General features: G+C 67.1%; 10 protein-coding genes. 7 read left to right on the forward strand and 3 right to left on the reverse strand.

Annotation, left to right across the window (positions count from 1 at the left end):
- The first annotated feature begins 68 nt into the window (after positions 1 to 68).
- Positions 69 to 1,511, forward strand: coding sequence for an aldehyde dehydrogenase family protein (locus OG801_RS25765; protein ID WP_406031903.1), 1,443 nt, complete (start codon positions 69 to 71; stop codon positions 1,509 to 1,511).
- Positions 1,512 to 1,557: 46 nt separating this feature from the next.
- On the opposite strand, the gene OG801_RS25770 is transcribed toward OG801_RS25765, so the two are convergent.
- On the reverse strand, positions 1,558 to 2,793 hold the full coding sequence (locus OG801_RS25770; RefSeq protein WP_406031904.1) for an NAD(P)/FAD-dependent oxidoreductase: 1,236 nt from the start codon (positions 2,791 to 2,793) through the stop codon (positions 1,558 to 1,560).
- An 81-nt stretch (positions 2,794 to 2,874) separates the two neighbouring features.
- Positions 2,875 to 4,269 (reverse strand): vWA domain-containing protein, encoded by a 1,395-nt coding sequence (locus OG801_RS25775; RefSeq protein WP_406031905.1) that lies wholly within the window; start codon positions 4,267 to 4,269, stop codon positions 2,875 to 2,877.
- Between the two features lie 222 nt (positions 4,270 to 4,491).
- Between OG801_RS25775 and OG801_RS25780 the strand changes: the two genes are divergently transcribed.
- From OG801_RS25780 to OG801_RS25795, 4 genes are all read left to right on the forward strand, one after another.
- Positions 4,492 to 5,526, forward strand: coding sequence for a cupin domain-containing protein (locus tag OG801_RS25780; RefSeq protein WP_406031906.1), 1,035 nt, complete (start codon positions 4,492 to 4,494; stop codon positions 5,524 to 5,526).
- A 47-nt stretch (positions 5,527 to 5,573) separates the two neighbouring features.
- Positions 5,574 to 6,602, forward strand: coding sequence for a cupin domain-containing protein (locus OG801_RS25785; RefSeq protein ID WP_406031907.1), 1,029 nt, complete (start codon positions 5,574 to 5,576; stop codon positions 6,600 to 6,602).
- A 110-nt stretch (positions 6,603 to 6,712) separates the two neighbouring features.
- Positions 6,713 to 7,801: an MFS transporter gene (locus OG801_RS25790; RefSeq protein WP_406031908.1), complete on the forward strand. Its 1,089-nt coding sequence runs from the start codon at positions 6,713 to 6,715 to the stop codon at positions 7,799 to 7,801.
- Positions 7,794 to 9,077, forward strand: a complete 1,284-nt coding sequence (locus OG801_RS25795) for an MFS transporter (RefSeq protein WP_406031909.1) — start codon at positions 7,794 to 7,796, stop codon at positions 9,075 to 9,077. The genes OG801_RS25790 and OG801_RS25795 overlap by 8 nt, the downstream gene beginning before the upstream one ends.
- Here the strand turns inward: OG801_RS25795 and OG801_RS25800 are convergent.
- On the reverse strand, positions 9,068 to 9,808 hold the full coding sequence (locus OG801_RS25800; RefSeq protein ID WP_355018422.1) for a FadR/GntR family transcriptional regulator: 741 nt from the start codon (positions 9,806 to 9,808) through the stop codon (positions 9,068 to 9,070). The genes OG801_RS25795 and OG801_RS25800 overlap by 10 nt on opposite strands.
- Before the next feature lie 437 nt (positions 9,809 to 10,245).
- Here OG801_RS25800 and OG801_RS25805 point away from each other — a divergent pair, with 437 nt between their 5' ends.
- Both OG801_RS25805 and OG801_RS25810 read left to right on the forward strand, forming a co-directional pair.
- Entirely contained in the window at positions 10,246 to 11,235 is a 990-nt protein-coding gene (locus OG801_RS25805) for an extracellular solute-binding protein (protein WP_355018423.1), read from the forward strand.
- Positions 11,232 to 13,010: an iron ABC transporter permease gene (locus OG801_RS25810; RefSeq protein ID WP_355018424.1), complete on the forward strand. Its 1,779-nt coding sequence runs from the start codon at positions 11,232 to 11,234 to the stop codon at positions 13,008 to 13,010. Before OG801_RS25805 ends, OG801_RS25810 begins: the two co-directional genes overlap by 4 nt.
- Positions 13,011 to 13,016: the final 6 nt, after the last annotated feature.

Genomic DNA, 13,016 nt, shown 5'->3' on the forward strand with positions numbered 1-13,016 from the left:
CGGCACTCACCCGTCCTCGGGCGGGCCGAAGTATCCGACGGAGTCATTCGACAGTGACGGAGAACGGTGTGACGACGATTCAATCCCGCAAGATGCTCATCGACGGCGAACTCGTGAACGCGTCGAACGGCGCGACGCTTCCTGCCGAGAACCCGACGACCGAGCAGGTCATCGGCGACCTTCCTGATGCCACCGCTGAAGACGTGGACAGGGCTGTTGCGGCGGCGCGGCGAGCATCGCCTGAGTGGAGCGGCACGCCATGGACGCAGCGCGGCCGATTGCTGCGCGACTACGCCGATCTGCTCGACGAGCACCGCGACGAGCTGGCCGAGCTGGACGCGCTCGATGCCGGCCTCCCTGTCGCCAGCATGCGCGCGGACGTGACGAGCGCTGCCAACGAGATCCGCTACTTCGCCGGCTTGGCTGGTGAGACGAAGGGACAGACGATCCCCAGCGGACCCGACCAGCTCACCTACACCGAGTTCGTTCCGTACCCGGTGGTCGCGCGGATCGTGCCGTTCAACCATCCCATCAAGTTCATCTCGAGCAAGGTCGCCGCAGCCCTGGCTGCCGGCGCTCCCGTCGTCGCCAAACCGGGGGAGCAGTCGTCACTGTCCGCGCTCCGCCTCGCTGAGCTGGTCAAAGACCTCTTTCCCGTGGGCGTGCTCAACATCATCACCGGCTCCGGTGCCACGGCGGGCGCGGGTCTCTCTGGTCACCCGGACGTACCCCGGGTTGCCTTCACCGGCTCCGTACCGACGGGGGCACGCATCATGGCGGCAGGTGCGCCCACGATCAAGCACGTCAGTCTCGAGCTCGGCGGGAAGAACCCGATGATCGTCTTCCCGGATGCTGAGGCCGAGCGGGCTGCGGTCGCATCCGTGGCAGCGATGAACTTCGCGCGGTCGATGGGGCAGTCGTGTGGCTCGTCGTCGCGCGTGTTCGTGCACCGAGACGTCAAGGACAGGTTCGTCAACGCCTTGGTCAAGCGGCTCTCCGAGCTGAAGGTCGGCGACCCCATGCGCGACGACACCGACATGGGCCCGATCGCCTTCCGCGCGCACTACGAGAAGGTCTGCTCGTACGTCGAGGCCGGCATCGAGGAGGGCGCCACGCTCGCCCACGGCGGCAAGCGGCCCGCCGGCCTGGACACCGGGTTCTTCATTGAGCCCACCGCGTTCACCGACGTCACGATGGACATGCGGATCGCCAAGGAGGAGATCTTCGGCCCGGTCGTCTCCGTCCTGGACTGGGACGACTATGACGAGATGATCGCTCAGGCCAACGATGTCGAGTTCGGGCTGACCGGCAACGTCTGGACCAACGACATCTCGCAGGCGCTTCGCACGGCTCGGCACATCGACTCGGGCTACATCTCGGTCAACGGCACCGGCAAGCGTCCGACCGGCTCCCCGTTCGGGGGCTTCAAGAGCAGCGGTCTCGGCAAGGAGAGCTCGCTCGACGAGCTGCTGAGCTACGGCCGGAACAAGTCCGTGACCGTCATCCTCTGACCCCATCCAGGGCTGAGATCACGACACGTACTTTGTTGCTCGTCGCTCAGGCGATCGCCTTCAGGTGATCCTTGAGAGGGATGTCGGGGTTCGCGGCAGCGGCAGGGGATACGTTGCCGCCGCGTTCGAGGATCTTGCGGACGGCCATGTAGTCACGCGGGGCGTTGATGGAGTCTGTCGAGACGAGCTGACCGTCGTGATAGTAGAGCGCGGAGAAGGATTCGCTGTCGGGCTCGCCGCGCACGACCACGTCGTCGTAGCCGCTGTTCAGCCCCGCGACCTGCAGCTTCAGGTCGGCCTGGTCGGACCAGAACCACGGGATGCCGGCGGCCGGCGGGACGACGCCGAGGAGCGTGGCTGCGGCGACCTTCGCCTGTGCCACCGCGTTCTGCACCGATTCGAGCCGGAGAGAGCCGTGGTCGGGGTGGGTGGTGACGGTGCAGTCTCCGGCAGCGACCACGGCGGGGTGGGACGTACGCGCGTCGGTGCCGACCACGATGCCGCCGTCGACGTCCAGGCCCATCTGCTCGGCGAGCTCCATGCGCGGCTGCAGGCCTACGCCGACGAGGACCAGGTCGGCGGGAAGCGTCTGCCCGGCGGCGAGCTTTACCCCGGTCACGTGGCCGTCGGAGCCGACGATCTGCTCGATCCCGGTGCCGAGCAGGACCTCGGTGCCGCGGCGGCGGTGCGCCTCGAGGTAGAACTCGGAGACCACGGGGGCGACAGCGCGGGCGAGCAGCCGGTCGGCGATGTCGACGACGGTGACCCTTTTGCCCGCTGCTCGGACGCCGGCGGCGGCCTCGAGACCGATGAAGCCACCGCCGATCACGACGACGTTTTCTGCGGAGTCCATGCGGCTCCGTAGGTCGCCCGCGTCGTCGAGGTGGCGCAGGTAGCAGACGCCGTCCAGGTCGCTACCGGGCACTGCGATCCGGCGGGCTCGCCCGCCGACGGTGAGTGCCAGCCGCTCGAACTCGAGCGGTCGTCCGGCCGCGGTGATCGCGATGCCGCGGCTCCCGTCGGTGGGAAGGGTCACCTCGGTGACCTTCTCGCCGAGGACCAGGTCGATCGCGTTGTCGCGATACCACTGCTCGCCGCGGAAGGTGAGCCCCTCCAGCCCGACCTTCCCGGCCAGGTAGGCCTTGGAGAGCGGGGGGCGCTGGTAGGGCAGGTGGGTCTCGCCGCCGACCAGGGTGATGGGGGTGTCGTCGCCCAACTCGCGCAGCGTGGTGGCGACCTGCAGGCCCGCCTGACTGGCTCCGATGATCAGCGTCCTGCTCATTCTTCGCTCCTATTGGTCAATTGGTTAGACCATAACATCGAATGGGGAGTGGAAGGTAGGGGTCAACCGTAAGAACGCCGCTCAGGCCAGGTCGTAGACGAACCCGGCCAACTGCTGGAGGTTGCGGCACTCCGCCATCTCGACGATGTCGCCGTAGACCATCGCAGCCGAGTCCCCGGAACCCCAGTTGCGCTCCGGCTCGGGGTTGAGCCAGATGGTGCGCTTCGCGGCCGCTGCCAGCTCCCGCAGGGGCCCGTCGCCGAGCGAGGCGTAGTTGGCGCGAGCATCGCCCAAGATCAGGAGTGTCGTACGTGGTCCCACCGCCTCGCCGTGCTCGGCGGCGAACCGCTCGAAGACCCGGCCATAGTGCGTACGTCCCGCCAGCGCCGCCTCGCGGGTGCTGCCGGCCAGCCCGGCGATGACCTCCTCCGGGCCGGCGTCGGGGCGCAGTTCGTCGGTGACCTCGTGCACGTCATCGACGAACGTGAACGCCCGCATGCCCTGGAACGCCTCCCGCAGGGCGTACACGAACATCAGCGTGAAGTGCGCGAAGTGTGCCACCGAGCCGCTGACGTCGCACAGCACGACCAGGTCGGTGCGATGTGGGCGCTTGGGCCGGTGGTGCGTGGTCAGCGGCACGCCGCCGGTCGCCATCGATGCCCGGATCGTCCGGCGGAAGTCGACCGGACCGCCGCCGCGGCTGCGCCGCTCCTTGGCCAACCGGGTCGCCAGCCGCCGCGCCAGCTGGTAGACCTCGCGGCGCATCGCCGCCAGGTCGGCGTGGCGCGCCTCGGAGAATGCCAGCTTGTCGATCGTCGGCCGCACCTGCTCCGCAGTCCTGCGGTCCGGCCCCTTCCGCTCAGCGGCGCGTCGTTCGATGTCGGCGTGCACGGCCGAGATGAACGCGGTCAGTCGCCGCTGGGCAAACTTGTCGGCCTGCTCGCGCTCGACGCCGTCGCGCATCAGCCCCTCGACCAGCTGGTTGACGAGGTGCTGCACGTCGAGGCGCTGCAGGGTCTCGTACGCCGACCATGGCGATGCGCCGTTGGTGCGCCCCGCATCGGTGCCGAAGCGGCCGACCGACTCCGCCGCGAGCTGACGCAGCAGCTGGTCGTCCAGGTCGGACTCGCGCAGGGCGCGCCGGACCCGGCGACGCATCGTGTCGAGCACATCGAGGTTGTCGCCGACCGGCTCGTGGGCGGGTGGGTCCGACGCCCGGCCGCCGCCGTCGCCGACCATCGCCGGGAAGTAGAGGTCGAAGAGCGCATCGAAGGTGGAACGCTGGGAGTGCTTCTTGACCAGCGTGGCGGCGTACGTGTCGCGGACCATCGCCCGGTTGCTCCAAGGAACCCTGGCCAGTGCGGTCACAGAGTCCAGGTCCTCGGAGAGGGAGACCGACAGTCCCGCCGTACGGAGCGCACGGACGAACTCCAGATGCCGTTCCAGGAGGCCTGAGCCGTCCGCGGAGCCGCTCATCAGGAAGCCCCGACGAGCTCCGCAAGCGCACGCTCCTGGGCGAGCGCGCCGGCGAGGGAGGTGGAGGAGGTGAACCAGGGCATGGACCGGATCCTTGAATCGACGGGTGGACAGTGGCGCGGATCACGCCTAGATTAATGGTCAGTCCATTATGCATCGCAGTGCAGATCAGGTCGACCACGATCTGACGCCTGCCATGGCACTGACGGCAGGAGGAAATGCATGGCCAAGAAGCTGCGTACTTTCGTTCGCGGGCTTGATTCCGCGACTTACGGGCTCAACGAGTTCCGGCAGAAGCAGCTCTCGTACGACCGCGTTCGCAACGACGAGTACGTCGTCGACGACGCGAAGGTCGGCCACTCCGGCGACAGCGCACAGTCCAAGACCTGGTGGCGGATCGGTCCCGGTGACGAGGAGTTCCTCACCCAGACCATCCACGTCCACTTCGTGGAGCTGCCCCCGCAGTCCTCGAACCATGGCCACGGCCACCAGAACGAGGCCGCCTTCTACATCCTCGAGGGCAAGGGCTACGAGATCCACGACGATCAGCGCTACGACTGGAAGAAGGACGACCTCGTCTACGTCCACACCGACTCGGTGCACAAGCACTTCAATCCGTACGACGAGAAGGCTGTCGCCCTGGTCGTGAAGGCCAAGAGCACCTGGATGTTCATGGGCCTCATCCAGCAGGGGCGCAGCGGCCCCATCGACCGTCCGGACGAGTTCGGCCCGCGCGAGGAGTGGAGCCACGTCTGGACCCCGGGAGTCAAGGAACGCAAGAAGGTCATCGGCCTCGAGGACACCACCTGGGAGATGACGCAGCTGGGCAACCAGCGGATCATCGCGTCGCCGGAGAAGGCCGATGGTCGCATCCACAGCACCGACTCCTACGAGCTGAAGATCGAGCCGGGGAGCCGCTCGGGCAGGTACTGGAAGATGGCCGACGAGGTCTTCTACGTCCTCGATGGCGACGGGCACTTCCTGATGTGGGAGGTCGAGGCCGAGATCGCCGAGAAGTACTACGCCCGCGTCGCGCTCGAGCCGAAGCGCTACGACTTCACCAAGGGCGACACGATCTACGTGCCGCAGAACCACCAGGTGCAGATCTTCGCCAACGACGGCTCCACGGTGCGCCTGTTCCAGTCACAGAACCGGCTCTTCCGAACGCTCGGCTACGACAACGTCCACTACGTCGAGAACGCTCCGGCGTACGACGCGCTCCAGGTTCCCGAGTCGGCAGCGACGGTCGACGCCTGACGGCAGCCCGGCACGGTACAGACCCAACGGCCAACAGGAGGCAACCAATGGCGAAGAAGAAGGTGCGTACCTTCGTTCGCGGGCTCGACTCGGCGACGTACGGACTCAACGAGTTCCGTCAGGAACAGCTCGCGAACCCGCGAGTGCGTGACAACACGATCGTCGTCGACGACGGCAGCGTCGGCCACTCGGCCAACACCAAGACCTCGCACACGGCGTGGCGGGTCGGGCCCGGCGACGAGCAGTTCCTGACCCAGACGATCCAGGTCCACTTCACGGGCGTCGACGGGCACGGGCAGAACGGTGGCCACGGTCACCAGAACGAGGCTGCCTTCTACATCCTGGAAGGGGCGGGCTATGAGATCCACGACGGGATCCGCTACGACTGGAAGAAGGACGACCTCGTCTACGTCCACACCGACTCCGTGCACCAGCACTTCAACCCGTACGACGAGAACGCCCTTGCGCTGGTGGTGAAGGCGAAGAGCACCTGGATGTTCATGGGTCTGATCCAGCAGGGCAAGAGCGGACCGATCGACCGGCCCGAGGAGTTCGGTCCCCGCGAGGAGTGGAGCCGGATCTGGACTCCCGGTGTGTTGGACCGCAAGAAGGTCATCAGCGTCGAGGACACCACCTGGGAGATGACGCAGCTGGGAAACCAGCGGATCATCGCGTCGCCGGAGAAGACTGACGGTCGCATCCACAGCACCGACTCCTACGAGCTGAAGATCAATCCGGGCAGCAGGTCGGGACGCTACTGGAAGATGGCCGACGAGGTCTTCTACGCCCTCGATGGCGACGGGCACTTCCTGATGTGGGAGGTCGAGGCCGAGATCGCCGAGAAGTACTACGCGCGGACGGCGTTGGAGCCGAAGCGGTTCGACTTCACCAAGGGCGACACGATCTATGTGCCGCAGAACCACGTGGTGCAGATCTTCGCGAACGACGGCTCCACGGTGCGCCTGTTCCAGTCGCAGAACCGGCTCTTCCGCACGCTCGGCTACGACAACATCCACTTCTTCGAGGATGCGCCCGAATACACCGGTGCCGGCGAGCTCGCCAAGAGCCCGGTCTGACCCCGAACCCGGTGCCGATCCACCGGAGACTCCGGCGCTCTCCGTCGCGCGACACCCTCGCAGCCGCGGGGGGCGCCGCGCTGTTCTCCTGCGCTCTCGGACTCGCCTCCGTGGCACTGCCGCTGCTGGCGATCGACGCCGGCTACAACGCGGTCGAGGTAGGCGTGCTCACCGCCATCTCGGCGATCGCCCAGATGACAGCCCGGCTCGGCCTGGGCGTGGTCATGCGGGTCCTCCCGGACTGGACCCTCGTTGCCGCGGCGACTCTCATCCTGGGGGTCTCGAACGGGATGGTCGCGGTCGACGCGGCGGTGGTCCCGTTCGTCATCGCTCAACTGCTGCAGGGAGTGGCCCGTGCCTGCTTCTGGACCGGCAGCCAGACCCACGCCGTACGTCGCGAAGGTTCCTCGGTGAAGTCGCTGGCGGCGGTCAACTTCGTCTCCAACACGGGGCTGCTCGTCGGTCCGCTGATCGCCGGTCTCCTCTCGGCCCGGAGCCCGGCGTACGCCTTGGGGTGGGGCGCGGTCATGGCCGCGGTCGCATTCGTGCCGACCCTCTTCATGGACCGGCTGCGCCCGTTCAAGCGGGTCAAGGACCGCAGCGAAGAGCGCCTGTGGCGACGCCCCGGGGTGTCTGCGGGCTGCTGGGCAGGCGTCACCGCCGGCGCCTGGCGCGGCCTGCTCGGATCGTACGTTCCGGTCGTGCTGACCCATGCCGGACACTCGTCCACCGTCGTCGGCGCCCTGGTCGCGGTCGCCAACGCGAGCTCGGTGGGTGGCTCGGCCGTCGCCGGGCGTACGTCGCGTGCCGCTCTGGCCCGCGCGTTCGCCATCGGCGCGGTAGTGACGGGAGCGAGCCTGGGCGTCGTCGGCTTCCTCGCCGGCAACGCCTGGCTGGTCGGTCTCGCGCTCGGCATCTCCGGACTCTCGTCGGGGACGCTGCAGACACTCGGGCCGGCGATCGCCAGCGACTCGGTCCACCCCGAGGAGCGCGGCGAGGCGATCGCGGTCACCGGCACCTTCCGTGCCGCGGCGCTCTTCGTGGCGCCGTTCGGGGTCGCGGGGCTGGTGCTCGTGATGCCACTGTCGGCCGCTATCGCGGCCGCGGGGGTCCTGGTGATGGCGCCGGCGCTGAGTGCCGGCAGGTTGCGCGGGGCACTCGCCCGTATCGAAGCCGAGGAGAAGGTCGTCAGTGACTGAGTCGACGGAGCCCGTCGAGCCGGAGGGACGCCGGCGCTGGCCGTGGGCGCTTCGTTCGCTGGGGCACCGGAACTACCGGATCTTCATCACCGGTCACTCGGTCAGCACGATCGGCACCTGGATGCAGCGGGTCGCCCAGGACTGGCTGGTCCTCGACCTCACCGGGGATGCCGTCGACGTGGGGATCGCGGCAGCATTGCAGTTCCTGCCCGTGCTGCTCTTCGGGCTGTGGGGCGGCGCATTCGTCGACCGCTGGGACCGTCGACGGGTCATCATCTGCACCCAGGCTGCCAGCCTGGTGCTCGCGGCCGTCCTCGCGGGCGTGGTGCTCTCGGGCTCCGTGGAACTGTGGATGGTCTTCGGGCTCTCGCTCTCGCTCGGTTTCGTGACCGTCTTCGACAACCCTGCCCGGCATGCTTTTGTCGCCGAGGTGACCCGGCCGCAGGACTACGTCAACGCCCAGGCGCTCGCCTCGACCGTGCACAACCTGGGCCGGCTGGTCGGTCCCGCGGTCGCCGGCACGCTGATCGCCGTCGCGGGTTCGGGATGGGCCTTCGCCATCAACGCGGCCTCCTTCATACCCGTCATCTGGGGGCTCCTCCTCATCGACACCAGCTCCGCGTCAGCGGAGCCGGGGGAGCGGAAGCACGGCCGCGTACGCGAAGGGCTCGTGTACGTCTTCTCCCGTGCGGAGCTGCGCGCCTGCATGATCCTTGTCGCCGCGATCGCGCTGTTCGGCCAGAACTTCCGGGCTGTGCTGCCGGTGCTCGCCAAGGAGACGTTCCACGGTGACTCGCAGACCTATGGATGGCTGACCTCGGCACTCGGGGTCGGAGCGGTCATCGGCGCGCTCGGCACCGCCGCCACCGAGCGGGTCAGCAGTTGGCGGCTGCTGCTGGCCGGCGGTGCCTTCGGGGTGGCCAACGCACTGGCCGCGGTCGCCCCGTGGCTGTGGGTGGCGATGGCCGCGGTCATGTTGATGGGGATCGCGAACCTGGCGTTCAACACCCTCTCCAAGACCCTGCTGCAGCTGGGGACGGAGCCGAGCATGCACGGGCGGGTGATGGCCCTGCACGGCTTCGTCTTCTTGGGTACGACGCCGCTGGGCATGCCGCTGATCGGCTGGGTGTGTGACCAGTGGGGAGCGCGCGCGGGGCTGGCGGTGGCGTCGGTGACCGCCGTCGGCGCGGCAGCACTGGTCGCGCCGACACTGCGCCGACTACGAGCCGGGACAGCGTCGAAACCAACGGACCCGACGATCCTCGATCAGGCGTGAGTGTCCTCGGCGGTGCGTTCGGCGGTGCGCTCGAGGTGGGTGCCCATCACTGCGACAGCGGCATCGACGTCTCGCGCCTTGATCGCCTCGACGAGGGCACGGTGTTCCTCGGTGCCCTTGTGTCCCATGGTGGGCGCGGCCATCTGTGCCTGACGCAGCGACATCAGCATCGGGCCGTGGAAGCTGTGCACCAGCATCTCGATCGCGGGGTTGTGGGTGCAGCTGGCGACACGGACGTGGAAAGCGGCCGACAGCCCCATGGTGTATTCACCCGCGGCGAGTGCGGCTTCGGCCTCCTCGATGATCGCCAGGAGGTCGGTGATGTCCTCGTCGGTCGCACGCGTCACGACCAGCGGCAGAATGCCCAGCTCGACGATCTTGCGAGCCTCGGTGACGCCGGACGCGGTCAGCGGGGCGAGGGAGAGCAGGTCCGCCAGGCCGGCGCCGAGTCGTTCAGTGGACGGCGTGGTGACGAACGCGCCGCCTCGGGCGCCGACGCGGATCTCGACCAGGCCGCTGGCCTCCAGCACGCGGAGTGCCTCGCGAACAGTGACTCGGCTGACCCCGAAGCGCTGGCACAGGTCGCGCTCGCTGGGCAGACGGTCTCCCGGGGTGAGGCGGCCGTCGCGGATGAGCAGCTTGATCTGGTCGACGATCACTTGCGAGACCCGGTCGACACTGACTTTGGCGAACATCTCGACGCCGGCTGCGCCGGAACTCGAGGTTGTCAAGGCGGATCCCTCCTGGGGCTCGTCGCGGATTTTCCGAGACGCGATTGGGCCAATGGACTGTGGGTTAACCGTACACCTCTCGCGGGCGTCTGTGGGGACTTCGGCCCGGCTTGCCGACCTGGGGCATGCGCCCGTCTCCCACGCTTCCGGGCAGCGAAAGAACCAGTTGCTCAAACAACCAGAGAAGCCGACGATGGCTGAGTTAAGAGTCCGTGACGCCCTTCACACCGCTGCTGTGTTGTGTTACATATAGTGCTAATGGTCTGACCATCATCCCGTAAGAGGGTCGGGCGACGAGTCAAGGAGCACCCCAATTGAGACCCAGACTGGCCTGTGTCACCGCAGTAGCTGCAGCGACCCTGATGTTTGCCACGGCTTGCGGTGGATCCCCCGTCAGTGGGGGACAGAAGTCCGGCGAACCCACAGAGGCGGAAGCCGTGTTCAAGGAGATGGCCGCACTCGACGGTCAAGAGCGTCGGGACAAGCTGGTCGAGGCCGCCGAGGACGAAGGTGAGCTCACCATCTACACCTCGATGACCGATGACATCGCGCTCCTGCTCGAGAAGGAGTTCGAGGCGGACTTCGATGTCGCGGTCGACCTGACCCGCGCCGAGTCCACCACCGTGCTCACCAAGGTGCTCAAGGAGTACAGCTCCAACTACGCCGGTGCGGACATCGTCGAAACCAACGCGCTGGAGCTGTTCGCCCTCAACAGCGAAGGCGCACTCGCTGAATACTCCGGAGAGCGTCGGGACATGGTGGGCGAGCAGGGGCAGTTCGAGAACTGGACCGCCACCCGCTACAACATCTTCGCGCCGAGCTGGAACACCACCGCAGTCAGTGCCGAGGAGGCCCCCAAGAGCTGGGAGGACCTGGCCGACCCGAAGTGGAACGGCCGGCTGGCGATGGAACTGTCGGACTACGACTGGTACCTGACTCTCTACGGCTACTGGCAGGAGCAGGGCAAGTCGGACGAGGAGATCGACAAGCTCTTCGCCGACATGGTCGACGGCGCCGAGGTCCAGAAGGGCCACACCACCATGTCCGACCTGCATGTCTCGGGGAAGTTCGATGTTGCGGCGACGAACTACACCTACATCGTCCAGCAGAAGATCAACTCGGGAGCCCCGCTGGCCTACGAGCCGATCGCGGAGCCGGCGATCGCGCGACCGAACGGTTTCGGCCTGGTCCGTAACGCCTCGCACCCCGCGGCCGCGATGCTCTTCGCCGACTGGATGCTCGAGGAGGGGCAGCAGGTCCTCATCGATCTCGGCCTCACCCCGGCCATCGTGCCCGAGGGCGCCAAGGACCCGATGGAAGGCGTCGAGGTGATCCCGGTGGACACCGAGAAGATGGTCAACGAGAACGAGAAGTGGACGAAGGCGTACGACGACCTGCTCCGCGGGGCGGGAGGTGCTGGCAGATGACGACCACGGCTCCCGCCGAAGAGAGAGCACCGGCACCAGCTAGGAAGTCGCCGGTCGATCCCGGTACGGACAGTGGCACGCCCTCGCTGCTGAGGCGGATCCTGACGCCGAAGACACTGATCCTGGTGCTGGTCGCCGCGGTCATCTTCTGGTTCGGTGTGGTTCCGCTCTGGTATCTGCTGCAGGTCACCTTCCTCGACCCTGAGACCGGACAGTTCACCCTCGGTGCGTTCAGCGAGGCCTACGGCGACTCGAAGGTGTTCTCGCTCGTCGGGACGTCCTTGTGGTTCGCGTTCGGTTCCGCAATCCTCTCGCTGGTCGTCGGCACCGGACTGGCGTACCTGATCGTGCGAACCGACGTGCCGTTCAAGGCACTGTTCTTCGCCTCCTCGATCATCCCGCTGGTCATCCCGGGGATTCTCTACACGGTCTCCTGGATCCTGCTCGCCGACACGGACATCGGCCTCCTCAATCGCTATCTGGAGAAGCTGCCGCTCATCGGTGAAGGTTTCTTCAACATCGAGAGCGTGTGGGGGATGATCTGGGTCGAGGGCCTGCACCTGTCACCCATCGTCTTCCTGCTCATGGTCGCCGCTTTCCGGGCGATGGACCCCTCGCTCGAAGAGTCCGCGCAGATGTCGGGCGCCTCTCGGATCACGGTCATCCGCAGGATCACCCTCCCCCTGATCCTGCCGGCGATCGTCGGCGCGATGCTGATCATGACGGTCCGCAGCCTGGAGAGCTTCGAGGTCCCGGCGCTGCTGGGTGTCCCCGCCAACATCTACGTGTTCACCAGCCAGATCTACTTCGAGCTGCGCGGATGGCCGATCGGCTACGACACGGCCGGCGCGCTCGCCGTCGGGCTGTTGGCGCTGGCGCTGATCGGGGTCACCTTCTCCAACCTGATCGGTCGAGGCTCCAAGAGCTTCCAGACCGTGACCGGGAAGGCCTTCAGGCCGCGGCCGATCGAGCTCGGCAAGTACCGTCCCATCGCCGGCGCCGTCGTCATCGGGTACTTCCTGATCGCCGTGGTGCTGCCGCTCGCGGTCCTGGTGTACTGCTCTTTCCAGCCGTACTACCAGCTGCCGTCGATGGACGCCTTCCGAAGCTTCACGCTCGACAACTTCCGCGACGTGATCGAGAACCCGACCGTGCTGCGCGCCTTGAAGAACTCGCTGATCCTCGGTGTCGGATCGGCGACTGTGGTGATGGCCTTCATGGCGGTCGCGTCCTGGATCACCGTGCGGACCCGGATCCCTGGCCGTCAGCTGATCGACGGGTTCACCTTCGTGCCGCTGACCATTCCGGGCCTGATCATGGGTGTGGCCCTGCTGGTCACCTATCTCAACTTCCCGATCGGGGTGTACGGCACGCTGTGGCTGCTGGGGATCGCCTACTTCACCCGCTACATGCCGTACGGAATGCGGTACGCCGTCACCTCTCAGCACCAGATCGGTGCCGAGCTCGAGGAGTCGGCGTACATGAGCGGCGCCACCTGGTGGCAGACGTTCCGCCGGGTGCTGCTCCCGCTGCTGATGCCAGGCCTCCTCTCGGGCTGGATCTACATCCTGGTCGTCTCCTTCCGCGAGCTCTCCAGCTCGATCCTGCTCTACACCTCCGGCAGCGAGGTGCTGGGCATCGTGATCTGGGAGGAGTGGGAGAACGGCTCCATGGCTGTCGTCTCGGCGATCGGTGTGCTCATGGTGCTCACGCTGGTCCTTCTCGTATCCATCGCCTACAAGCTCGGGGCCAAGGTCGGCCTCCAGCAGGACTGACCTGCC

It is taken from the genome of Nocardioides sp. NBC_00163 (genome assembly GCF_045206295.1).
Taxonomy (GTDB): domain Bacteria; phylum Actinomycetota; class Actinomycetes; order Propionibacteriales; family Nocardioidaceae; genus Nocardioides.

Bases quoted from the DNA above. Each gene is read 5' to 3' on its own strand.
- OG801_RS25785 (WP_406031907.1), top strand. From the start codon at position 5,574: ATGGCGAAGAAGAAGGTGCGTACCTTCGTTCGCGGGCTCGACTCGGCG.
- OG801_RS25810 (WP_355018424.1), top strand. From the start codon at position 11,232: ATGACGACCACGGCTCCCGCCGAAGAGAGAGCACCGGCACCAGCTAGG.
- OG801_RS25780 (WP_406031906.1), top strand. From the start codon at position 4,492: ATGGCCAAGAAGCTGCGTACTTTCGTTCGCGGGCTTGATTCCGCGACT.
- OG801_RS25770 (WP_406031904.1), bottom strand. From the start codon at position 2,793: ATGAGCAGGACGCTGATCATCGGAGCCAGTCAGGCGGGCCTGCAGGTC.
- OG801_RS25775 (WP_406031905.1), bottom strand. From the start codon at position 4,269: ATGAGCGGCTCCGCGGACGGCTCAGGCCTCCTGGAACGGCATCTGGAG.